Source organism: Mesobacillus maritimus, from assembly GCF_044803185.1.
In the GTDB taxonomy this organism is placed as follows: domain Bacteria; phylum Bacillota; class Bacilli; order Bacillales; family Cytobacillaceae; genus Mesobacillus_B; species Mesobacillus_B maritimus_B.
The window spans coordinates 1933217-1955258 of the sequence record NZ_CP085225.1 but is presented as its reverse complement, the minus strand read 5'-3'; the positions used below and the strand labels follow the sequence as shown (position 1 = coordinate 1955258).

The 22042-nt window shown below is 38.6% G+C and carries 21 protein-coding genes and 1 pseudogene; 9 read left to right on the top strand and 13 right to left on the bottom strand.

Features of this window, described 5'->3' with window-relative positions; genetic code table 11:
- Positions 1-150 precede the first annotated feature (150 nt).
- The 4 genes from LG336_RS09260 to LG336_RS09245 form a co-directional block, all read right to left on the bottom strand.
- Complete coding sequence (locus LG336_RS09260; protein ID WP_404332288.1) at positions 151-1143, bottom strand: LacI family DNA-binding transcriptional regulator; 993 nt, start codon at positions 1141-1143, stop codon at positions 151-153.
- Positions 1144-1429: 286 nt separating this feature from the next.
- Positions 1430-1612: a Fur-regulated basic protein FbpA gene (locus LG336_RS09255; RefSeq protein ID WP_404332287.1), complete on the bottom strand. Its 183-nt coding sequence runs from the start codon at positions 1610-1612 to the stop codon at positions 1430-1432.
- Between the two features lie 163 nt (positions 1613-1775).
- The gene (locus LG336_RS09250) at positions 1776-2984 is read right to left on the bottom strand and encodes an MFS transporter (RefSeq protein WP_404332286.1); all 1209 of its coding nucleotides are present in this window, start codon (positions 2982-2984) and stop codon (positions 1776-1778) included.
- Positions 2985-3451: 467 nt separating this feature from the next.
- The gene (locus tag LG336_RS09245) at positions 3452-4423 is read right to left on the bottom strand and encodes an alpha/beta hydrolase (protein ID WP_404332285.1); all 972 of its coding nucleotides are present in this window, start codon (positions 4421-4423) and stop codon (positions 3452-3454) included.
- A gap of 194 nt (positions 4424-4617) precedes the next feature.
- On the opposite strand from LG336_RS09245, the gene LG336_RS09240 reads away from it, so the two are divergent.
- Positions 4618-4932 carry a hypothetical protein gene (locus LG336_RS09240; RefSeq protein WP_404332284.1) on the top strand — a complete coding sequence of 105 codons (315 nt, stop codon included), beginning with the start codon at positions 4618-4620 and terminating at the stop codon, positions 4930-4932.
- Positions 4933-5114: 182 nt separating this feature from the next.
- On the opposite strand, the gene LG336_RS09235 is transcribed toward LG336_RS09240, so the two are convergent.
- The 4 genes from LG336_RS09235 to LG336_RS09220 all read right to left on the bottom strand — a co-directional run bounded on the left by LG336_RS09235 (position 5115) and on the right by LG336_RS09220 (position 8121).
- Entirely contained in the window at positions 5115-5585 is a 471-nt protein-coding gene (locus LG336_RS09235; RefSeq protein ID WP_404332283.1) for a hypothetical protein, read from the bottom strand.
- A gap of 411 nt (positions 5586-5996) precedes the next feature.
- Positions 5997-6143 (bottom strand): hypothetical protein, encoded by a 147-nt coding sequence (locus tag LG336_RS09230; protein WP_404332282.1) that lies wholly within the window; start codon positions 6141-6143, stop codon positions 5997-5999.
- A gap of 396 nt (positions 6144-6539) precedes the next feature.
- Positions 6540-6965 carry a hypothetical protein gene (locus LG336_RS09225; protein WP_404331454.1) on the bottom strand — a complete coding sequence of 142 codons (426 nt, stop codon included), beginning with the start codon at positions 6963-6965 and terminating at the stop codon, positions 6540-6542.
- 154 nt (positions 6966-7119) lie between these two features.
- Positions 7120-8121, bottom strand: coding sequence for a transposase (locus LG336_RS09220; protein ID WP_404331453.1), 1002 nt, complete (start codon positions 8119-8121; stop codon positions 7120-7122).
- A 722-nt stretch (positions 8122-8843) separates the two neighbouring features.
- On the opposite strand from LG336_RS09220, the gene LG336_RS09215 reads away from it, so the two are divergent.
- Positions 8844-9029, top strand: a complete 186-nt coding sequence (locus LG336_RS09215) for a Spo0E family sporulation regulatory protein-aspartic acid phosphatase (protein ID WP_404332281.1) — start codon at positions 8844-8846, stop codon at positions 9027-9029.
- Positions 9030-9180: 151 nt separating this feature from the next.
- Here the strand turns inward: LG336_RS09215 and LG336_RS09210 are convergent.
- The 3 genes and pseudogenes from LG336_RS09210 to LG336_RS09200 all read right to left on the bottom strand — a co-directional run.
- Positions 9181-9432: pseudogene (locus LG336_RS09210) on the bottom strand (cupin domain-containing protein); the annotation flags it as partial.
- Positions 9433-9543: 111 nt separating this feature from the next.
- Positions 9544-10023, bottom strand: a complete 480-nt coding sequence (locus LG336_RS09205; protein WP_404332280.1) for a hypothetical protein — start codon at positions 10021-10023, stop codon at positions 9544-9546.
- Positions 10024-10033: 10 nt separating this feature from the next.
- Entirely contained in the window at positions 10034-11041 is a 1008-nt protein-coding gene (locus LG336_RS09200; protein WP_404332279.1) for a DUF3231 family protein, read from the bottom strand.
- Positions 11042-11879: 838 nt separating this feature from the next.
- Here LG336_RS09200 and LG336_RS09195 point away from each other — a divergent pair.
- Positions 11880-12365: a hypothetical protein gene (locus LG336_RS09195; protein WP_404332278.1), complete on the top strand. Its 486-nt coding sequence runs from the start codon at positions 11880-11882 to the stop codon at positions 12363-12365.
- Positions 12366-12652: 287 nt separating this feature from the next.
- Here LG336_RS09195 and LG336_RS09190 read toward each other — a convergent pair whose 3' ends face one another.
- Positions 12653-13102, bottom strand: coding sequence for a GNAT family N-acetyltransferase (locus LG336_RS09190; RefSeq protein ID WP_404332277.1), 450 nt, complete (start codon positions 13100-13102; stop codon positions 12653-12655).
- 358 nt (positions 13103-13460) lie between these two features.
- Here LG336_RS09190 and LG336_RS09185 point away from each other — a divergent pair, with 358 nt between their 5' ends.
- The 5 genes from LG336_RS09185 to LG336_RS09165 all read left to right on the top strand — a co-directional run bounded on the left by LG336_RS09185 (position 13461) and on the right by LG336_RS09165 (position 19543).
- The gene (locus tag LG336_RS09185; protein ID WP_404332276.1) at positions 13461-14996 is read left to right on the top strand and encodes a BCCT family transporter; all 1536 of its coding nucleotides are present in this window, start codon (positions 13461-13463) and stop codon (positions 14994-14996) included.
- Positions 14997-15014: 18 nt separating this feature from the next.
- Positions 15015-15707: a TetR/AcrR family transcriptional regulator gene (locus LG336_RS09180; protein WP_404332275.1), complete on the top strand. Its 693-nt coding sequence runs from the start codon at positions 15015-15017 to the stop codon at positions 15705-15707.
- Positions 15708-15805: 98 nt separating this feature from the next.
- Positions 15806-17857, top strand: a complete 2052-nt coding sequence (locus tag LG336_RS09175; RefSeq protein WP_404332274.1) for a CocE/NonD family hydrolase — start codon at positions 15806-15808, stop codon at positions 17855-17857.
- A 238-nt stretch (positions 17858-18095) separates the two neighbouring features.
- Positions 18096-18764: a carbonate dehydratase gene (locus LG336_RS09170; protein ID WP_404332273.1), complete on the top strand. Its 669-nt coding sequence runs from the start codon at positions 18096-18098 to the stop codon at positions 18762-18764.
- 152 nt (positions 18765-18916) lie between these two features.
- Positions 18917-19543: a histidine phosphatase family protein gene (locus LG336_RS09165; protein ID WP_404332272.1), complete on the top strand. Its 627-nt coding sequence runs from the start codon at positions 18917-18919 to the stop codon at positions 19541-19543.
- Positions 19544-19819: 276 nt separating this feature from the next.
- Here the strand turns inward: LG336_RS09165 and LG336_RS09160 are convergent, their stop codons facing one another.
- Complete coding sequence (locus LG336_RS09160; RefSeq protein WP_404332271.1) at positions 19820-20305, bottom strand: GNAT family N-acetyltransferase; 486 nt, start codon at positions 20303-20305, stop codon at positions 19820-19822.
- A 610-nt stretch (positions 20306-20915) separates the two neighbouring features.
- Here LG336_RS09160 and LG336_RS09155 point away from each other — a divergent pair.
- The gene (locus tag LG336_RS09155) at positions 20916-21902 is read left to right on the top strand and encodes an alpha/beta fold hydrolase (RefSeq protein ID WP_404332270.1); all 987 of its coding nucleotides are present in this window, start codon (positions 20916-20918) and stop codon (positions 21900-21902) included.
- Positions 21903-22042: the final 140 nt, after the last annotated feature.

Sequence of the window (22042 nt, the reverse complement as noted above, 5' to 3'; positions counted from 1 at the left end):
TCCATTATATTTTCCTATTTTGATCCTGTCAACACCTTTTTAAATCGTTTTCATGATTTGATTTTTCCAAAAAGGTTACTCATATACTATGAAAATGAGAAAAAAAGTGAAACCGATACCACGTTCCACTTTCTATTGCAGATGAACCAACTATGTAGATTGACGGACAATCAATTCGATTGGCAGCTCATAACTTTCTATCTTCTTTTCAGGATTTTCAAGCATCTCTATCATTACTTCAACCGATTTTTCTCCCATCTGATCGACAGGTTGCCGAATGGTTGTTAATTTTGGATCCAGCAGTTCTGCAATTGGCTGATCATCAAACCCAACCACGGCAAGGTCTTTCGGTATAGAAAACCCTTGCTCTTTAGCTTCTATAATGATTCCAGCAGCGACTTCATCACTACCTGTAAAGATAGCGGTTGGCCGATCTTTCAGCTCAAGAATTTGCTTTAATACTTGTTTGCCATCTTCAATGGTATGCTGGTCCACAAAAATCCATTTGGGATTAATCTTGCAATCAGCTTCTTTTATTGCCTTTTGGAAACCTTGGTTGCGGTCTTTTCCTCTCCCTTGCTCATCAAATAACCCGCCAGTACAATAAGCAATCTTTTGGTGACCTTTTTCAAGCAAATGTTTAATCCCTAAATAAGCGCCTTTTGTTTGGTCTAAGCGAATCATCGGGGCAGCTCCTTGATCCACATAATCATTACATAACACGATAGATCCGTACTTTTTATATGGTTCTATGACGTTCCAATCATTTTCAATAGATGTCATAATAATTCCGTCTACCTGCTTCGTTTTTAACAAGTTTAAAAATGCCAGTTCCTTTTCTTTATCTTCATTGCTTTGGGCTATCAATACTTGATATCCTTTTTTATAGGCTGCCTCCTCGATTGAATTTACTAGGTAAGAAAAGAATGGGTTCACTATTCTTGGCACAATGACGCCTATGTTTGTGGTTAGCTGACCTCTTAGTCTTCTTGCTGAAGGATTTGGTGTATAACCTAGTTCTTTCATTGCTTTTAAAACCAATTCTCTCTTTAAATCTGAAACATATGGATGATTATTAATCACCCGGGAAACCGTCGTTTTCGATTGTCCCGATAATTTTGCAACATCGTATATTGTAGCCATTTATTTATCAATCCACCCTAACAACAAACATTCTAATGATTTCTTCAATAAGTTTACATGAGTAGGAACTCTTGATGCAACCGATCCCATGTTCCTCTGTTCCACGCAACAATAAACATTTACAATAACGGGGATGTCAGGTAGGGACACGGGGACAGGTACATCGTCCCACCGCTAAAAAACAAATGGGACAGTAAACCTGTCCCCTTGTCCCACTGAAAAAGACCGCAGGTGTAAGAACACCGTGCGGTCTAAGCATTGAATTGGGATGCAATCTAATTTTATTTTACACCCATTGGATGGAACCAAACTCCCCATGGGGATGGTTTAGCAGTTTGTATCTGTTATATTCAAATTCTAACTTTGCAAGTGTCATTTCATAAAGCTGTTGATCGTCTTTTTTATATACGTTAAATAAAATTAGTAAATTAATTAGTTTTTGCCGTCTTTTTTCTTTATTATTTCTCATCAGGACCACTCCCTCAGTTTCTTCAAAGCACTCATGTTATAGTGAACACGTTTATGGTTGTTTTATTATATTAATTACATTATAACCCTACAATTCCTACCTGTAAAGTATGAATTGAAAATAAAAAAATAGTACTATCATGATGACAGTACTAATAATGATTTTAAACGGATGCTGAGGCCTGGGGTTTCTCCTGTAGAAAATGATCCTTCTTCCCGTGAAGGAAGTAGTAAGGAATAGCAGTGAAAAGGATGAAAAACCCGAGCAGAGAGTAAAGTGTGCTGTACCCGATCAACGGAATGATAAAGCCTAATAAAAAGGGACCAACCCCGAGACCTCCATCGAGTGCGTTGAAGTAAGTCGAAGTGGCGAAACCCATTCGATGAGGGGCCGTCAGTTTTACAGCAATCGCCTGTGCGCAGGATTGGATATTGCCAAACCCCAAACCAATAAGCATCGCGGCAAATAAAAAGCTGAGGCTAGTGGTGGCGGTGCTCAAGACAACCATCCCAGCAGCAAAAAGAAAGAAAGCCGGATACATCACATAGTTTGCGCCTTTTGCATCCATCAAACGTCCAGTAAAGGGACGAGACAGCAAAATGACGATGGAATAGACGATAAAGTAAAGACTTGCTGCCTCAACAAGATCTCGTTCAAGAGCGTAAAAATTTATATACGAGAGCACACTTGAATAACAAAAGGCAACCATTAAGGTAATGAGGGCAATGGGCAAGGCTCTTGGTTCTACAAAGTTCGCAAGCTGGAAACCTCTTATTTCACTGGTTTCTGGCTGTTTTTCTAAATCTGGGATAACTAGAAAAACAGCAGTCAATAGACTGATAAGTCCTAAAATCAGGCAAAAAGTAAAAATTACTTCGTAGGATACGTACTGGCTTAAATAAAGCCCAATAAATGGTCCGAACGCGGCAGCCAATGCAATACTCATGCTAAAGTAACCAATTCCTTCTCCTTTACGGGTTCTAGGAATGATTTGGGCCACAATCGTGCCTGCAGCTGTACCTGCGATTCCAATTGCGATACCATGGATAAATCGTGTGATGAGCAAAACAAAAATCCCTAGATTGATAAAATAAAGCGGCGTAGTTAGGCAGAGTAAAACTAACCCAATCATTAATACCTTTTTTCGACCGATTCTATCAATCTTTCGCCCAATAAAGAACCTTGCAATAATTTCTCCAATGATAAAGATTCCTGCGACCAACCCAGCCTCGCTGGTGGAAGCATCAAACTCTTGTAATGCATAAACAGCCATTGTCACCATCAATAGGTAAAAAATAAATGTTAAGAAAAAATTGATAGAAAACAAAAGGATAAAGTCCTTTGTCCACAGTCTTTCTCCCGAATCACCCAATTTAATATCCCCTTCATATTTACAATATGTATATAGCAAAACTACATAAAGTATATCACGAGAGCCTTTTGAATGTTTGTAATAGTCTGAAGTATTAACAAAAAGGCTTTAATACTTGGGTGCCTGGTTACACAACCAATAATCTTATTTCCCAATCATACAAGATACAAGCCTCTCCAAATCGAGAGCCGGGATACATTCCTGTTAATTTAGAAAATTCGTGTTGTCCCAGGTCCTGTTCCCCTAATCTACCTTCTCCCCTCCTTCTGAAGAGAATGGGATCTTCCTTAAGGATTGGTACGAGTTTCCAAACAAATTGTTGAGAAAATATATGGAACGAGCACCGATGTTTTTTCATTTGAATTTAGCACATAGTGAAATTAGAGAGGTTCGTTACCAAGTGTTTGATCCGACTTGATAAACTTATGAAAAAGAAGCAAAGAGCACGTCCCTTTGCTCATCATATACTAATTCTGTTCTACAAAATAATGATCGACTGCATATTTAAAAGATTCGATAAAAAACGAAGTTGCTTTTTTACTAATCTCTGCATGTGGGCTAATGATATCAAAACCATGATAACAGCCTTTATACAATTCAAATTCAACCGGGACACCAGCTTCTTTTAAATTAGAAACATACTGAATCGTCTCATCGCGGAACGGTTCGATGTCCCCAACAAAGGTGATGGTGGGTGGAAGATTACGATAATCGGTTGCTCTGGCAGCTGCCGCATAGACCAGTACATCTTTCTCAAATAATTCCCCAAGATATAATTTCCAAGCCCATCGATTGGTGGTTGAATTCCAAATCGGTGCATTGTTTTCTCTTGCTGATTCCGAGGTCATGCGGTCGTCCATCATCGGATATAAAGGTATCTGAAAAGCAATATTGACTTCCTTGGTATCCCTAGCATAAAGAGATAGTGCTGCAGCTAAACCTCCGCCGGCACTCTCTCCGCCTACGATGTGTTGATCTTCCCTAATGCCAAGTTCCTTTGCATGATTTTTCATCCATAAAAGAGCAGCGTAAGAATCCTCTAATGCCGCTGGATAGGGAGCTTCTATCGAAAGACGATAATCAGGAGCGATAATCACACAGTCTTTGGCATCGATTAATCTTTTGTAAGTATTCGCAAACAACTGCGGAATCCCTTGCGCATATCCGCCACCGTGTAACCAAAGGACCCCAGGGATCTCTTTCTTTGGATTATGAGCGGTATAAATGCAGATCCGCAATTTTGAACCATCTTTCCGGGTAATCCACTCTTCCCTCAATTGCAATCCTTTAATGGTTTTTCCTTTACGATTCTCCGTTTGTTTTTTTACCGTGTGCATGAATTCTATATACTTCGCTTCACTTGATTTAGTGATTAAAAGATTATACAGCCTTCCTCTTAGTCTTAATTGCTTATCAATCATTTTATAAGTGACCTTCACGGATCCATCGTCCTTCCAATTTAAATGCCTGTGTAAGAAAATTATATCTAAAATAAGCACCTTGGTGTTACGTTTACGGCCACTGAGATGTACCACCTGTTATACTAAGGAATTTTAAAAGGAGTTAGTATAAAATTCAGAAAAGTGAAACTTCACGAGTTATTAAACGTAAAAAAGATTAGGGAGGGACATAAATGAAAAAGGTTATTGTTGTTAGAACAATGTTATCAGCAATCATAATCGGTATACTTGTATGGGTTAGCAGCTACATCCTCTCTTTCTCATACAGTGAGTGGAGTTTTTTCATAGGCTTGGGGTTATCCGTTGCCATTTACTTTTTTAATAGTAGTGGAGGAGCGTTATCAAAAGTTACAACTCACCAAGCAAGCGAATCCGTTTGGAAAATACAAAAAGATAACGCGTTGACAGCAAATGTAGGAGCTGTTTTTTATGGTTCAGTGCTTTTTACGATTATTAGTTTAATTGCCATGATAATCCTATATTTTTAATAAGCTCTTATTCTGGCACCAGTAACAACTTATTAAATTATCTCTAGCTTATCTTCAATTAAGATTCTCATAAAAAAATTGCTTGGAGTCATTATGCTCCAAGCATTTTTCTTTGCTTATTTACTTCCAAATTACTTGTTCATTCATGCCACCCAATATAAATGCCTTATATTTTCTATTGTTTAAAAACAAGAAAACGATTGAATTTGCCGTAAGCTTATACCGGAATAAACCCATCTATACCCAGTCCAACGCCACCCAGCGACAGAGGTTCGACCAACAAAGATCGGGAAAAACCAAAATTGTTCAAAGCCTCTTAGCCATAGGTACGTAAACCTGAATAAACATCCTCTGATGCTGCCAGGATCCACCGCAAAAGTTCCGATTTGTTGTGTTTGTGCTGGAACAAATGATGGCGGTGGTGATGTTGGTGGTCCACCAGCTTGGCCTTGACCAGGCTGCCCAAACGGAGGTTGAAATCCTGGCAGTCCGGGCATTCCTGGCGGCAACCCGGTTTGAGGAAACAATTGGCCAAATTGTCTTTCATCAACGTCTGTACTGTAATGGATATCCTCTTGGAATGGGCTTGAGGATGAATAAGTTTCCCAATGATATGGATTTTGATTATAGCGATGTACATGACTTGGATACATAAGAAGCACTCCTAACTTTAGTAAGTTCACATCATCCTATTCTTTAGGCATTGACCTAGCAACTTGTTCTTTCGGAAATGTGTCTTTGCCTAAAAATTAGTAGGATCATAGTAAAAACTTGCAAACCTTCCAAAATAGGAGTAATCATGTACATTTGTTCGTCAACGCCCCTCACTGAGTTGGGCTACGGCCTTCACATTCCCTCGAGGAAGGAGTCTTCTGTCGGAAATACGATAAAGATCCTAATCCCTTAATAAAACATCTTTATCCCTTTCTGGGCATTCACATGGTCATATAGGACAAAAACCGCACGAGTGAAGTCACTGTGCGGCGAAAACGTCATGGATATAGCTAAGTACCAGGTTTAAATAATTAAGCAACTTCAATCAAGACGAAAACGATTGCGGAGTTTCATGAAGTTGTAAAACAACCTGGCATGTCTACCGGTTCTACTGTATTGATTGATCTTTGAGTGAAGACAGTTAAGAAATAATTCATCACATCTTCTACATGGACCATATCTTCGATAACATCGATCATGCAGCATACAACATGCATCTACCTCATTTGTTGGAGCCCCCGGCCCACTACAACCTGGCCCTCAATATCGATAACCAGGTAAACAAAGGCCCATGGTTTTTCTTCTGCGTCTATCCAACTCCCCCTCATCCTCCCTTCTTCTAAGACAGGCTACTACCAATTTATGTTGTTGGCTTAAAGAACGAGAGGGCGACTTCATAACTTATTTTTAAAAGAAATTCCTGTAACCACTATGTGATTCAATCCCTTCAAAACTAATACGGGCACTCCCGTAAGTGGGAAATGCCCGCTTGTACCTTGTCAATCTCAATTATCTTTCTATCATCAACGTAGTAAAGCGAATAATGAAAAAAGTCTCAAGCTCAAGGTGCCCTTAGACAAAAAAAACTTACGCGGCATAACTAACACAATTGGTTAGTTGTGCCGTTTCCATTTGCTTTCAATAATGTTTAAATATGCATCTGGGTCCTGTTTAAACCGTCTCTGTTTTGTGTGCTCATATATTCTACTATCCCATTTTTTGGATTCCTTTTTATAAGCAGAATAGGTGGCACTCTTAATCTTTTGCAGTCCATCCTGCTCATTTTTAACATTTTCAACGAATACGATATTTTCGCCATGACGAACAATGTAACGATTCCAAGTTCGGCTACCTGTAATCCTACGATGCCTTACCTTTGTTCTTCTAAAGAAAAGTTCAAGATCATTATTTGTCCTTGGCAAGAGTGGGAAATCATAAAATGTAAAGAGACCTTTCCAAAATCCTTTACTATATCTCATCAGATTGTCCACAAAGGCTAAATCATCTTCACGGTTTAGTTCTTTTTCTATTTGGATCAAATATCTTCTCAACCTAGATTCAACCCAAGAACTTGATTTATTTTCAGAAGGTTCCATGATTGTGGCAATCCGTTTAAAACGTCGGTCCCATCGTTTTATGAGCTGATAATCCGTTTTATAGTTATCAACATTACTGACTATTCTGAACAACTTTTTAAGTAGAGGAGTCCCCTTTTTTATCCAGGCATTTTTCAATCGAGTCCTTGATTGATTTTGTTCGCTCAAAAACTCGGGTACCTGGCAATTCAAACGGTGGCTTTCCATCTTCCAAAAGGACGGATCGAATCGCTGCGACATAATCACTCGCGATTTCTTCTTCCAATCCTGAAGGTGATTCTTCTATTTTTCTTTCGATTTCTCGGATTCCCCTTAACTTCTTTTTGATGTTTGTCTTTAACTTTCGGTCCTTTTCTACCAATGGTTTCGCGATATCTTTGAAGTAATGGAACTGACAATATTGATAAGGAATGTCAGGTGCTATTTTCTCAATTGCTAAACGGATCGACTGTTGGCCATCACTGATAAAACCTATGATAGGGTATCCCCAATCAAGGATTGGTTGAATGATTCCAATCAATTCTTGAGAGGCGCTGCTCTTTAAATTGTGTGCTGCCAAAATGGTGCCACTTAAGACCTCTCGTATGACATACAATGTTTCATTTCCTTTTTCAGGTTGAACACCATCAATGGATAAGATAAGACCACCGTTTTGTTCAACCACTTCGTTCAGAGTATCTTTCATATTATCCTGAATTGCTGATCTAAGAAGTAAGGCGTATCGTTCGTACAGTTTTTGAACTTGCCTTTCAGATATTTTCACCTGCTTCTCAGACAGGATAGTGGCGATTTCCGAACGGGTTTTATGTTCTTTGAAGCGCAAGTGTCCAATGTGTGCAATGACATCCATGCCATAGGTGATGTGTTTCATACTAAGCCGTTCTGCTTCTGCAGAACGGTAAACAGTATTGTTTTCACAAGCGTTATTTTCACAGCGATAACCCAGATTGATAACTTTAAATTCCCCTTTTAGAGTAGAGATGGTTTTTCGCCAAACAGGATGACAATAAGTTAATTTCGTGCCGCAGTTAGGGCAATTTATAATTTCAGGACTATAATAGATAGACTCGATTGGATTTAACCGGTTTTTAGTACGCATAAATAAACACCAACCTATATAATTTATAAATCTATTATAACTCATTATCACTGTTGGTGTTGTTTATTCCGTGTAAGAAAAAAAACGCTTTAACTATATACATTCATCGTTATGATCCCCCGTAAAATTGTCATACTCCATCGGTGCTATTTTGTTCTATTTACTCAGGTTTTGCAAATTGAAAGAATCTTCTATTTAAAGGGGTAAAAACAAAAAAAGACCGAGTTTTTCTCGGTCAATTTATGTAGGGGCTTGATAAGATTCTAAGGCAAATTAACAGCAATTTTATAGTTGTGACGCTTTATTGCACAAAGTCATCGTAATAGATTACAGCCACAAGAATGTACAATCTCTGCCATCTTTTTTACCAGCAGCTGCCACGGAATTTACCACTTGCTGTCAACGCGTTTATCAATAGATTATCTTTAATATTCCGCAATTGCACCCGATTATTTAATTTCCTATTTCTAGAACAGTATCGTAGTACTGCACAGCAAATGAAACTGTTTTATCATCTTACTTCCTTTAGCATAAGCACTCTATAGTGTAAGAAGCACTTCTCATTTGTTGCACATATAATTCGACCTTTGCATCAGACTTTATTTTTTTTTCAGTAATCAAGTGAGTGTCACAAATTGTTCACAATTAATCCTTCATCTATTACCATTAAGTTGGTAAAATTGACTTTGCGTTTGTATTTTAATGCAAGGAGAAGAGTAATTATGGAAACAACACTACCATCTGTTTTAAATCCAAATGAACTCCTTAGTTATATTGAATTTTTGAGAAAAGACCTTATTAACAAAGGTTTAAATTTCGGATTTAATGACGAACGAACAATACAGGCTAGTCAGGAACTAGATTATTTTATATTTGAGTTCCAAAGAATAACTTCGTATTCCCACTAATCTATTTCGGAATTTGGTCAAATAAGAAAGACGACCACTTTAAAAGTAATCGTCTTTAAATGTATAATCTATTACCAGTATTGTTGGACTACGCAGCAAATAAATCTGTTGTTTTTTCTTCGATCTTCATCAACATTTGTCCAATAAAGACTTAAAATGCTGGTGGAGTTACCGAAAACAGGATAGCGGCATTTTTATTGAAGTTATTCTCCCATTTATGCTTCATATAAGCTGGTATTTTGACACTATCACCAGCTTCTAATATATATTCTTCATCATTTAAAAACACTTTAATTTTTCCCTCTAATACATAAGCAACTTCTTCCCCTTTATGTTCCAAAAGTTTTTCAGATGAGGATGTATTGGGAGGGACATTCATGATTGCAGTTGCCAGAATTCCAGTAAGTATAGCTAAATTATCGTTGGACTGCGCAACAAAGGAAGCCTTTTAATATCATCTGTTCCTCAACTAAAGTTCCCTTAGTTGAAGAACAGAAGTAACACTGATAGTAATTTATTGTCTTCTATAGTTAGGTGTTAGAACAATATAATAAATGATAAGCCCTACCGTCAGACCAGGGACTAAAGCGAGCATCGGTAGAAACACTGGACCAAATAGGACCCCCACTACTTTTAGTTTTGTTGAATAGATCAAACCAATTGTTAGAAAAAAAGCACCGAATACAAAGGGGATATACGAATATGGATTTATTTCTCCTTCTGCATCCCTATATGCATCCCACATTGCAAACATATACAAACAAGGATAAAACATAAGCCATTGATAATTTATAACATTAATGGCTTTTTGTATTTCTCCTGTAAATGAATATATAATCGCTAAATTGAAATTACTTAATACATTTATAAGAAATTCTAAAAGAATAAAAATACTCCCTTTAAATAATCTTCCATTTAAGAACTGACCAAACCCTGGTAATGCTATGCTCCATAATAAAGCTTCATGGTTTTTAGGTTTCTTATAATAGCTCACCCATTATCACTCAATTCATCTTTTGTTTACGATCCTCCATTTGAGGTGGCTCTTCCATCCACCCATTTTTAATCATGATTTTTGCACCCTTATGAGCATATTCAAAAATATCTTTCATGAAGATAAACATTTTTGCTGGCAAGTCATTTCGTAAACTAAAAGCAGTTCCGAGTGAACTACTTCCCATAGAAAAACTACAAAAAAGACTAGTACAATACATCATTAACTTATCAGAAAATGGAGCTACAGTTGAACGGGTAGCATTCCCGCCTGGACTTTGAGGAATTGGGAGGTTTGTTTGAATCATGACTTCACTCAACTCTTTTATAATGCCTTTAGCAAGTTCTGCTCCCTCATTTAAAAATTTCTTAACCTCTCCATCATCTGCACATTGGGCAAAACCTGAAATCATTTGTAAACCTGTAAGATTTGATTCAATCGCTTTATGAAGATGAGAAATCTCTACAGTACTCAATGCTCTTTTTTGGCTAAATGGATTGAGAGCTACTCCACTTAAATAACTATTATCTTTCACAAACTCAACTGATTTTGGCATCGATACGTAAGGTGTTCTAACAAGTAATCCTTTTTCCAGCAAATATTGAGAGCAAATCCTGAAATACTTTTGAGTAAGAGCAGTAAGGTCTTCAAAAAGAATATTTATATCTTCTCGAAACGTCATTGTTAAATTTAATGAATGTAAACCCATACTGATTTCTTTTAAAAGACGAACAAACATAATGTCAAAACCATTATCATATAGCTTTGGGACATCCTTATTTACATCTTGTGCTGTATATCCGACAGGTATTACAGCACCTTCCTCTTCATAGATCTGAACTATTTTGCCAACATATATTTCAAGCTCCTCATGCAAATTAGTCATAATACCCTTGGCTTTTTCGTCATCTGCTTTTGCTATAAAATACTCTAATAATCGAAGAATCATTGTTTTTTCTTGATATGTAAGCCATAACGTTCCTAATTCTGATGATGTAATTGATGGTTTTACTTGCATAAACAATCCTCCCTAAAATAGTTAATTTTAGGTTGTGTAATTCATGGCATATTCATACTATTATTACTCTTACTGAAGATTACTGCCTAGCTTAAGTACACTTTTTCACTAATTAAGCGAGAAGCCTTATAGTTGCACAGTATGAGTCTACTACGCAATACATTATTTAGTCTGACCCGTTTGTAGAAAGACTGATCTTCTTAAAAATGAATCACATTTTTATAAACTAATTGATTCCCAATACATTCACCAGAAGGATTGCAGTGGTAAACAGTCTGTCATTTTTTAGTCAGGCATCATTCACCGTTCATATCCAACTCTTTCCCCTCTTTCTGAAGAAAATGGGATATCCTTAACGAACCGGTTCGAGTTTCTAAACAAATTTTCAGGAAAATATATGGGACGGGCGCTAATGTTTTTCTATTATTTGAATTTAGCACATAGTGAAATTTGAGATGTTTGTTACCAAGTGTTTGAACTGCTTGATAAATTTATGAAAAAAGGAGCAAAGGGTATGTCCCTTTGCTCCTTAGATGCACTCCTAACTTTAGTAAGTTCACATCATCCTGTTCTTTATGCATTGACCTAGCAACTTATTCTTTCGGAAATGTGTCTTTGCCTAAATTAGTAGGTTCTTTGTAAAAACTAGCAAATCTTACAAAATAGGAGAAATTATGTCATTTGTTCGTAAAGATCCTAATCCCTTAATAATACATCTTTATCCCTTTCTGGGCATTCACATAGGCATATAGGTTTTCACCTACATATGGTGTACATAAGATATCACTCTGATTTTCAACATTCATGCTATACAGCTTGTCATAATGGAGGATGGAAAATGACCAATTTTTATTCTTTTCAAGGGACCGTCACAATTATAAATGATTTTAACATCGGGCAAAATGGAGATGGTTGTTATAAATTAATAACTGTAGAAAACGGAATGGGGACAGTAGTAAATTTCGTCGTTACACCCAACACTTACTTTGTAGATCATGCAATCGTGGCAGTCGGAGACCGAATAACTGGATATTATGATGGGGATGCACCTGCTCCTCTTATTTATCCCACACAATATCGAGCGCTCATTATCGTAAAAGATCATCCTAGCCAAAATGTAAAAGTTGATTTTTTTAATCGTCAGTTAGTGAGTAAAGATGGACGGTTACAATTAAATCTATCTTCATACACGCAAATATTATTAACCAATGGGCAGCCGTTCTCAAGAAATCCCGCTAACCGAGATTTAATCGTGATCTATGGTCCATCCACTAAAAGTATCCCCGCCCAAACAACACCCTATAGAATCATCGTTTTGTGTTAAAATGTATTTTTTAAAGATAATGGAGCGTCCCTACTTACAGGCATAATCCCTATTTCTTACCACTACGTTGTTCTAATTTATTGAAAAAATATCGATAAACAAAACTTACCCGTTACCACAATAAAATAAGGTTGCCGCAGCAACCTTCCCTCGTTCCATATAAGTCCCCTATCTTTATATACTAGTTTTTATTAGTGTGGAAACCTCTAAAATAACTAAATTTAAAACCCGTTATTTCAACAAGAAACTATGAATAAATTCCCTAATCACGATTAGGTCGGGAGGATTTATATTTGGAGGAATTTTTTGAACATCAAAAAAGTGTAAATCTTATCACAAGTGTCCAATACTTTTTCTAAACCTAGTTTTTTTGCTTCAACTAAGGATAGTCGAAGCTGCTCAGTCGCATATCCCTTCCGACGTTCATCAGGATGGATGCTATATCCGATATGCCCGCTCTCCATCATTAATTCTGGTGTTAATCTATGGCGAATAGTAAGTAAACCGATTACCCTTCCATTTTCAATACTTAAAAATTGAGTAGCAGGAACTCGGTTTTGTGGTAAATGATCACCTTTTTCTTGCTCTATAACTTTAGTAAGCCAATTCCTAAAATCATCAAAATTTTGTATAGAAGAACCACCATAGGGATGTTCTCCCACTCTTAAAAATGCTGTTCGATAAGCCATTATTTGTTCACTGTGCTGTTGGGTTGGTCTTACTAGTTTCATGGTCATCCTCTTACACTTTATTATTTTCTCAAAAAAATCTTACTCTTTTTTCGATACTTAATGGCCATTTTCCTTCTATGTGAACGTGCCAGGTTAGCTAGCCGTATTCTCACTGGCAATTTATTAGTCATCACATGAAAGGGGCATGGTGACGTATCTCGTGCTTCGTTTTCGAAATGAACTAGAAGATTTTCCGTTGAACTAAACAGATTAAAAGAAGCAAAGGATAAGTCCCTAACTTCTCCCTTGTGGGTTATATTTTAATATGTTAGTATGAACATGTTCATACGGTGAACGTGTTCATAAAATGAATGCATTCACCTTATAGAAAATTAAAATATTTTGGGGAGGAATGTGAAGTTTCATGAATCATTCTAAATTAGAAAAATCCATTTTTTGGCCGTCGCTGATTTTAATTCTCGCGGTTACCGTCTTGCTTGTCATTTTCCAGGAATCAGCAGGTCCTGTGCTTTCAGGGATGCTGACATCGATTACGTTCCAATTAGATTGGGCGTTTGAATTTTTAACGATCGGGTTGTTTATTTTATTATTATGGTTGATGTTTGGCCGCTATAGTCAGGTCAAACTTGGGGGAATCGACGATAAACCCGAATTTTCCAAGCTCAGTTGGGGAGGCATGTTGTTCACAACAAGTATGGGAACCAGTATCATGTTCTGGTCCATTGTTGAACCGCTTTATTACTATACTGGGCCAGCATTCGGCATCGAAGGAAAGAGTGCTGAAGCAGCAGAGTATGCGGTAACGTACGGATTATTTCATTGGGGGATTTCAGCATGGGCGCTTTACGCGTTGCCAGCGGTGGTAATGGCCTACAGCTTTTACGTGTTAAAAAATCCTTCATTGAAAATCAGTTCTGCCTGTCGAGGTGTGCTTGGAAAACACGCAGATGGCTTCATTGGCAAAGCCATTGATATTCTGGTGATTTGGAGTATGATCGGAGGACTTGGAACTTCATTAGGACTCGGAGTTCCAATGATCTCTGCTGTACTTGGTGATTTGCTCGGGCTTGAGCCATCATTAGGATTAAATATCGTGATTATTGTCATCTGGACGATTATCTTCAGTTCAAGTGCGTATTTCGGACTATATAAAGGAATCCGCAGACTAAGTGACTTTAACGTATATATGGCGTTTGCGCTTGCTCTGTTTGTGATTATCGTAGGGCCGACGTTGTTTATTCTTTCTTATTTTACGAATAGCTTTGGGTTAATGTTAGATGAATTCTTTAAAATGAGTCTGTACACGGATCCAATCAGTCAAAGCGGATTCCCGCAGGCTTGGACGGTCTTTTACTGGGCATGGTTTGCTGCTACGGCACCGTTTGCCGGGATTTTCATTGCCCGCATTTCTAAAGGCCGCAGTATTCGCGAATTAATATTCCATGTCCTTCTCTGGGGCTCGGTAGGAAGCTGGCTATATTTTGGTGTATTTGGTGGATATGCGATGGACCTTGAATTAACAGGTAAATTGGCCTTAACGGAAATCCAAGCAACAACCGGCGATCCATCTGTGATTGTTGCCGTTCTGAATTCCTTGCCAATGCCAGTCATTGTTTCGATTTTCTTTGTTATTTTAGGATTTATCTTTTTGGCTACCTCCCTTGACTCTGCAAGTTTAGTGATTGCGAGTGTGGCAACAAAAGAGCTTGAGGGCGAAGCGCAGCCTGCTCGTTGGCACCGTTTGTTATGGGGAATTCTTTTATCTGCGCTTGCCATTAGCTTAACGATGACAGGCGGACTTAGTGTCGTTCAAACGTCGTCCGTACTTGTCAGCGTTCCTGTTTTAGGGATGTATATTTTAATGGCCATTTCATTAGTAAAATGGCTAAAGAAAAACGAAGATATTCATGTGTATGTGAACAAACAAAACGAAAAGTAATTGGAGGACGTAATTTAAATGAGTAAAGAGAGAAAAGAGCTTCAACGTGCGCGTATGTTTCGGTATTTTCTTGATGCAGCTGCGGAAGTGATTGAAGAGGACGGCATTGAACACATGACGATTCGGAAAATTGCAGACCGCGCTGGGTTCACTGCATCGACGGCGTACAATTATTTTAAGGATCTTTCTCACTTGAAATTTTTTACGGCCATGCGGTTTACATCAGCCTATTTAAAAGAACTACCATCCTATATGGAGTTAGGAAATAACATCGTAGAAAAATGGCTGTACTCTTGGGAATGTTTTTGCAAGCATTCCTTTGAGCAGCCAGAGATTTATTCCGTGATTTTTATGGACAACTTGGGTTCTTCCCCGCAAAAGTTATTTGATGACTATTATGCGCTTCATACCCAAGATTTAACGGGTGTACCAGAAGAACTCCACTCCATCCTGATGGAATATGATTTTTCCAAACGAAGTGCGCTTTACATCCAGGATGCGGTTACAGAAGGCTTTATAAAAGAAGAAAATGTCCCATTGATTGCGGACATCACGCTGATGGTTTGGAAAGGCATGATGAATACGTATATGAATAACCGACGTGGCTATTCGAAGGACGAAGCAATCAGTCGCACCCTTCAATTGGTCACCGAATGCGTCTTGAATGTTGTGGAACCAGAACGCCGCAAGGATATTACGTTTAAGCGATAAAATAGACCTCCTCAAACCGAGGCTTTGAACATTTAATTCAAGCAATAAAACGAAACTCCCATTAGTGGGGCTTTCGACAGAACGAAAGGATGAAAAGATTGGTTTTTAATATAAAAGATTCAGGGAAACGTCGAATCAAAACAGATTTTCCACGAGAAGTGAAAAAACTTGAAAACATTTGGATCCCAATGTCAGACGGAGCTAAACTGTCTGCCCACATCTGGCTTCCGGTCGATGCGGAGGAAAATCCTGTACCAGCAATTTTGGAGTATTTGCCTTATCGTAAAAATGATTTTACAGCGATCCGCGATTCAGTCCGCCACCCCTACTTTGCTGGTCACGGCTATGCCAGCATTCGCGTTGATATTCGCGGTGCCGGTGAATCAGATGGAATTTTATTAGATGAGTATTTAAAACAAGAGCAGGACGATGCGCTTGATGTGTTAAGCTGGATCGCTGAGCAGCACTGGAGCACCGGTGCTGCTGGGATGATTGGCAAGTCTTGGGGCGGCTTTAATGGCTTGCAAGTTGCAGCAAGGAACCATCCTGCTTTAAAAACCATCATTACGCTTTGTTCAACAGATGATCGTTATGCGGATGATGTCCATTACCGCGGTGGCAATCTGCTTGCATCCGATATGCTTTGGTGGGCTTCGACAATGTTTGCCTATAATGCTCGTCCGCAGGACCCGGCAGTTGTCGGTGAAAGCTGGAGAGAGAATTGGCTTGATCGTCTAGAAAATACCCCACCGTTTGTTGAAGAATGGGTGCGTCACCAGCGCCGTGATGCGTATTGGCAGCATGGTTCGATTTGTGAAGATTACAGTGATATCCAAATTCCTGTGTTTGCGGTTAGCGGCTGGCAAGATGGCTATACCGATTCTGTTTTTCGCCTGTTAGAACATCTGCCCAAAGAAAGCAAAGGTCTCGTTGGTCCGTGGGCACATGAGTACCCAGAAGTGGCGACACCGGAACCCGCGATTGGGTTTTTACAAGAGGCTTTGAGATGGTTTGATCAATGGCTCAAGGGATTGGACACAGGTATTATGAATGAGCCAAAGTTGATTTCTTATATCCAAGAAAGTGAGCGCCCGGAGGTGACATATGATGAGCGTCCAGGAAAATGGGTCGCCGATCCTTCTTGGCCTTCACCGTATGTCAACGGACAGAACTGGTATCTTTCAGGAAGTTCCCTTCTGACAGAAGTTCCGGCGGCAGATGACGTGTTGGTTCCAAGTGTACAGGAACACGGATTTTACTCTGGCGTTTTCTGCCCCTTTGGTCAACCGGGCGATTTGCCTGCTGATCAGCGCTTGGAAAATGGGAAAGCGGTTGTGTTCACGTCTCCCCCATTAAAAGAAAAATTGGAGTTGCTTGGCCATCCTATTTTTCATGCTGAACTAGCGGCAAATCAAGAGGATGCCATGATTGCAGTCCGGTTGATGGATAAGGCACCTACTGGAGAATCAACTTTGATTAGCTACGGAATGCTAAATCTTACCCATCGGAATTCTCATGAACACCCGGAAAAGTTAAAGCCAGGACAGAAATATCAAGTGGAAGTGAAATTGGATTCGCTTGGACAAGAAATTCCTGCGGGACACAGATTAGAAATAGCAGTATCGCCAACCTATTGGCCGGCTGCCTGGCCGTCACCAAAAGCGGTTGATTTAACCCTCTATTTTGGTGAAAGTACCTATATGGAACTTCCTGTTCGTACGCCTCAAAAAGAGGATCAGGATTGGGGTCATTTTGACGCACCTGAAACAGCGAAAGTCATGGAGCGCGAAATCGTTCGAAAAGAAGAGCGATCTCGAAAAGTCATCCATAATCCAATTGAGGGGATTTGGACATTGGCCGATTTTTCAGATGAAGGGGAACGGCGCTTACCTTCCAATGGTATTCAGTATGGGAGTAAAAATAAAAACACCTGGAGCATCAAAGAAAACGACCCGTTATCTGCCTATAATCAATGTGAATGGGAGTTGACACTCGGTCGCGATAATTGGCACGTTCGCCTCGAAACAAACAGCGAAATGTGGAGCGACGAAACGAAGTTTTATCTTGTTAACACACTGACTGCTTATGAAGGCGACGAAAAAGTCTTCAATAAGACGTGGAAAGCGGAGATTGAGCGGGATCACGTATAAAGACTTAAGCGTAGGGATGTCCCCTACGCTTCTTTTAATTCAAAACGCTTTCGGCTGTAAAGAGTTAGAATTATCTAACAAATCCAATATCTGCTGGTTTTGCAGTTTCACCCTTTGGATATTCAGTCGATATTAGGGCATCACAGGAACTGCTCCCTATTAAGCCATTTTCCATCATACTATGTGTTTGCATAAATATAATGGAATATAAATATGTTTAAAGACGGGAGCGTAAACAATGTTTCGATATCCAGCATCCCCATTAAATACATATAGCTATTTTGTTGGGGCAAATCCACCGACATCCTTCAATCCTTATTCTTATTTTCCTACCATTGATCGAACAGCCTTTTTAAGCCCTTTTACATTTATTGTAGGGAACGTTACCATTCGCAGGCAAACATTTATTGGACCCTTTGTAAGCATAAGGGCCGATGAAGGGATCCCCTTCTATATTGGAAAAGAAAGTAACTTACAAGATGCAGTTATTATTCATGGGTTAAAAGATGAACATTATCAAGTAAAAGGAAAAAAATATTCTGTTTTTATCGGGGATAAAGTAACCTGTGCCCATGGATCACTTATTAATGGACCTGCCGTTATTGAAGATCATGTGTTTGTTGGATTTAACGCCATTGTTTTTAATGCATGGGTTGAAAAAGGGGTCTATATATCTGCAGGCGCAACGGTTACCAATGGTGTAAAATTAAGAGCCAATAGCTTCGTTCCGCCAAATGCTAGCATTGACTCTCAGGAAAAAGCAGATTCACTATCTCCGGTCCCTAAGAATGCGGCTGACTTTGCGAAAGAAGTACAGAGGGTGAATTCGGAATTCCCCCCTGCATATTCACTATACCTCGGTAAAAAGAAGTGTTCATGTGGTGTGGCTTATGGAGATGGGACATAGGTCGTTGGGACACAGGGACAGTCCCTCGTGCCTAACACCTATAAATTGTTAAAAAACCATCATATCCCCTATTTGAATTTTGCCAGTGAAGGTATAATGGATAGGTATATACTATTCACAGTACAGCAACCAAAAAAAGTAGGTGTTTTAGCTTGTCATTCGAAAAAGAAGTGAAGATTTATTTTGTACGTCATGGTGAAACTCAATATAATATCGAAAAACGGATGCAGGGCTTTTGTGATTCCCCCCTTACCGACCGTGGCATTTCTCAGGCGAAGTCTGTAGGAAAGGGGTTAGAAGATATTGAATTCACTGCCGTGTATACAAGTGAAAGCCAGAGAGTCATAGACACAGCAAACTACGCAGTGGGTCATAGGAATCTACCAACTAAAACAGATCCACGTCTCAAAGAAATGAATTTTGGTGTCCTGGAATCTCTTTTAGCATCGGAAATCTCTGAGCAGTATGGAGATATCCTCGAAAAGTTATTTGCCCTAAACGACATGAATATGGCACCACCAGATGGAGAAAGCTACAACCAGCTTTATACTCGCACCACTTCCATGATTAAGGAAATTATTGAAAACCATCAAAACGAAGGCGGAAATATCCTCGTTTTCTCACACGGAGTCACGATCGGCTTTTATTTAATGCAATTAACCCAAATGACTGGTTTCCCACACCATGATAACTGCAGTGTCTCAGTCGTTACGTATAAAAATAATCAATTTGAAGTCGAAACGATTGCGAGTACAGACTTTAGGGACCAATTCCAATAAAAAAAGTTCAATAAAAAACTTATTACACAACTTAAAAAGACGACTGGAGTTTCACATATGTGAAACTCCAGTCGTCTTTTTCAATTTTTTGGTACTTTTTGTAGAACAACATGTGGAACAAGATATTCCGGGATGTCACAGTCTATGAATTTAGTAAGCCATTTATTAAAGTCAACAAAATTTTGTAAAGATGAACCACCATAGGGATTGGATTCCGTCACAATGTCCACTCGAGTATTATAAAGATTTGTAGAATATGAGACTGGTAGCCTATAATTAAACTTTTAAAACCATTCTTACTGTTTTAAGAATATGCCCATCAAACTCATCATCAAATTCTTCAACTGTTTCAAAACCTTTTGCTTCATAAAAAGTTTTCCCTATCTCGTTTTCCTTTTCTACGTTTATGTATACCTTTCTGACACCTTCTACATTTACTATCCCTTCTTGTAACAAAGCCGATCCGATTCCTTTCCCCTGGTGGTTTGGATGAAGATAGATTGCCCCTAACTCTACTTCCCCTTCCTTTTTAACTGGAGAGAAATTAGCAAAACCTACAATAGTATTTTCTACGACTGCAACAAATAGAAAGGAACCTTCTAAGCGCTTTTTCAACATTTCATCATTATAGGCATATTCCAAAAAGTTTTCTTGTATATCAAATGGGATAATTCCTTCATATGTATCATTCCAACTTCTTTTAGCTACATACTGAACTTGTTTTATATCTTCTTTTATCATTTTACGAATGACAAAACTCATCGTTCCACCCCCCCATCTCCTTTTAAAATTGTACCAGAATTTCTTTTGTATTATACCTGTGTTCACCCTAGCATAAAAATAAGGCTGCCAAAATTACAACTGGGTTAGATTTGTGTTACTAATATTTATATCCGGTACTAATGGTTCCATTTATCAAAAAGGTTCTATGAATGTAGAACTTACGATTAGACAAAGGGAGATTAGGTCTAACAAACATTAAAGCACAGTTCAAGTTCGTCCCCCTTTCTGTAGCAGCAGGGGATCCTTTTAGGGAATGTCACGAGTTTCCATACAAATTTTCAGGCAGCATATAGGACGAGGGCAAATGTTTTTGTTTTTGAATTTAGCACATAGTGTAATTAGGAAAATAGTAAACAATTGGACGGATTCGGTGTTTTTTCGATGTGAATCAAGCAATGAAACACAGGAACCGTCTCATTTTTTAAAAAAATGAGGGACCAACGGAAGGCACCAGGGAACATCCAAATTTTGGATGTCATCTGGCACTTATTACTTTTCCTAAAAATGAACTGGGACAGTGAACCTGTCCCCTTGTCCCGGAGATGGTATAATAATGAAATAGATTTTAAAGAAAATGAGGATATTTATAATGAAGGGTCTTAATCCTGTAAGTGAAAAATTAGCTACGAACTCACCGGCAGCAAAAGGCAAATTTGTGGATTTGGCTGAGTTTGTATACATAAATGGCATTGAACAGTTTCTCTACCATACGGGGGATTTTGCAGAAAATCCGGTCATTCTTCATTTACATGGCGGTCCTGGAAATGCTTTTTCGACTAAAGCCTATTTGCTAAATGAGTGGAATTCGTCTTTTACGATGGTTTATTGGGATCAGCGCGGTGCTGGAAAAACAGCTTTAAAAAACCCTACTAGTGTTCCGACCTTTGAAAATCTGTTGAAGGATATTGATGAAATAATTCTCTATTTAAAGAAGAAATATAACAAAGATAAAATTGGGATCTTTGCACATTCATGGGGAACCATCATTGGTTCAATCTATGCCAATCAACATCCTGAACATCTGGCTTTTTACATTGGTGTTGGCCAAGTAATCGCACCGATTGAGAATGAGGTCGTTACCTTTCAAGAGACCATTCGCAGACTGAAAGAAAACGGTAATCAAGACGGCATCAACTGTTTAGAAAAAATGGGTGCCTACCCAGGAGAAAAAGCGGAAGAGTTTTTAAATAAAATGGGAATCGTGCGTCAACTGCAAAAGAAGATTGGGATGATTCGCATCAAACCTGAAAAAAATCTAGAACTTATCAAACAAAGTCCATTGTTTCAACCCGAGGATTTGAACACAAAGAAGGTTTGTGCGAACTTACTTCCTAGTCTCTTTGAGGAAATGTTTCCTTATAGTTTATATGACTACCCCCTTACCTATAAAGTTCCCGTTTATTACATTTTAGGTAAAGAAGATTGGCAGGTGCCTTCCATTTTGGGAGTGAACTATTTCAATAAAATCGATGCGCCTGCTAAAGAATTAATCCTAATCGAAGAAGCAAAGCATTCCCCTATGTTAGAAAAACCAGAAGAATTCTTAAAGGCAATGAGAAAAGTAGTTGGCCGCTAGAGACAAGGGGACAGGTTCATTGACCCAGATTAGCTCTTTATTATTCCTTACTGGGTTTGGGGAAAACACCGGGACGGTTCCGGTGTTTCTCTCGAGAAAATCAAGCAACGAAACATCGGAACCGTCCCCATGTTTTCTTC

Bases quoted from the DNA above. Each gene is read 5' to 3' on its own strand.
- LG336_RS09170 (WP_404332273.1), top strand. From the start codon at position 18,096: ATGTTTCGATATCCAGCATCCCCATTAAATACATATAGCTATTTTGTT.
- LG336_RS09195 (WP_404332278.1), top strand. From the start codon at position 11,880: ATGACCAATTTTTATTCTTTTCAAGGGACCGTCACAATTATAAATGAT.
- LG336_RS09260 (WP_404332288.1), bottom strand. From the start codon at position 1,143: ATGGCTACAATATACGATGTTGCAAAATTATCGGGACAATCGAAAACG.
- LG336_RS09185 (WP_404332276.1), top strand. From the start codon at position 13,461: ATGAATCATTCTAAATTAGAAAAATCCATTTTTTGGCCGTCGCTGATT.
- LG336_RS09155 (WP_404332270.1), top strand. From the start codon at position 20,916: ATGAAGGGTCTTAATCCTGTAAGTGAAAAATTAGCTACGAACTCACCG.
- LG336_RS09190 (WP_404332277.1), bottom strand. From the start codon at position 13,102: ATGACCATGAAACTAGTAAGACCAACCCAACAGCACAGTGAACAAATA.
- LG336_RS09255 (WP_404332287.1), bottom strand. From the start codon at position 1,612: ATGAGAAATAATAAAGAAAAAAGACGGCAAAAACTAATTAATTTACTA.
- LG336_RS09220 (WP_404331453.1), bottom strand. From the start codon at position 8,121: ATGCGTACTAAAAACCGGTTAAATCCAATCGAGTCTATCTATTATAGT.
- LG336_RS09160 (WP_404332271.1), bottom strand. From the start codon at position 20,305: ATGAGTTTTGTCATTCGTAAAATGATAAAAGAAGATATAAAACAAGTT.
- LG336_RS09240 (WP_404332284.1), top strand. From the start codon at position 4,618: ATGAAAAAGGTTATTGTTGTTAGAACAATGTTATCAGCAATCATAATC.
- LG336_RS09180 (WP_404332275.1), top strand. From the start codon at position 15,015: ATGAGTAAAGAGAGAAAAGAGCTTCAACGTGCGCGTATGTTTCGGTAT.
- LG336_RS09215 (WP_404332281.1), top strand. From the start codon at position 8,844: ATGGAAACAACACTACCATCTGTTTTAAATCCAAATGAACTCCTTAGT.
- LG336_RS09200 (WP_404332279.1), bottom strand. From the start codon at position 11,041: ATGCAAGTAAAACCATCAATTACATCATCAGAATTAGGAACGTTATGG.
- LG336_RS09235 (WP_404332283.1), bottom strand. From the start codon at position 5,585: ATGTATCCAAGTCATGTACATCGCTATAATCAAAATCCATATCATTGG.
- LG336_RS09230 (WP_404332282.1), bottom strand. From the start codon at position 6,143: ATGCATGTTGTATGCTGCATGATCGATGTTATCGAAGATATGGTCCAT.